Source organism: Janibacter sp. LM (assembly GCF_039631275.1).
GTDB lineage: Bacteria > Actinomycetota > Actinomycetes > Actinomycetales > Dermatophilaceae > Janibacter > Janibacter terrae.
In genome coordinates, this window is record NZ_JBDIVG010000035.1 from 1 (window position 1) to 328 (window position 328).

Genomic DNA, 328 nt, shown 5'->3' on the forward strand with positions numbered 1-328 from the left:
GCCCGACAAGGACGCCGTGCAGGCGCAGTTCGAGCGGCTGCTGGACTACGTCGACGGCAAGCTGCCCGATGTCCACGATCACCTCGACGCAGCGCGAGCGGACATCCTGGCGTTCACCGCCTTCCCCAAAGACGTGTGGACCCAGATCTGGTCGAACAACCCCGCCGAACGCCTCAACCGCGAGATCCGACGCCGCACCGACTCCGTGGGCATCTTCCCCAACCGGGCCGCGATCGTGCGCCTGGTCGGCGCCGTGCTGGCCGAGCAGACCGACGAATGGGCCGAAGGACGGCGCTACCTCGGCCTCGACGTCCTGGCCCGCTGCCGC

The 328-nt window shown here is 69.5% G+C and carries 1 protein-coding gene; it reads left to right on the forward strand.

Annotated elements, in window-relative coordinates; translation table 11 throughout:
* A partial coding sequence (locus tag ABC138_RS15950; protein ID WP_345914296.1) for a transposase occupies window positions 1-328 on the forward strand: 328 nt, incomplete at both ends.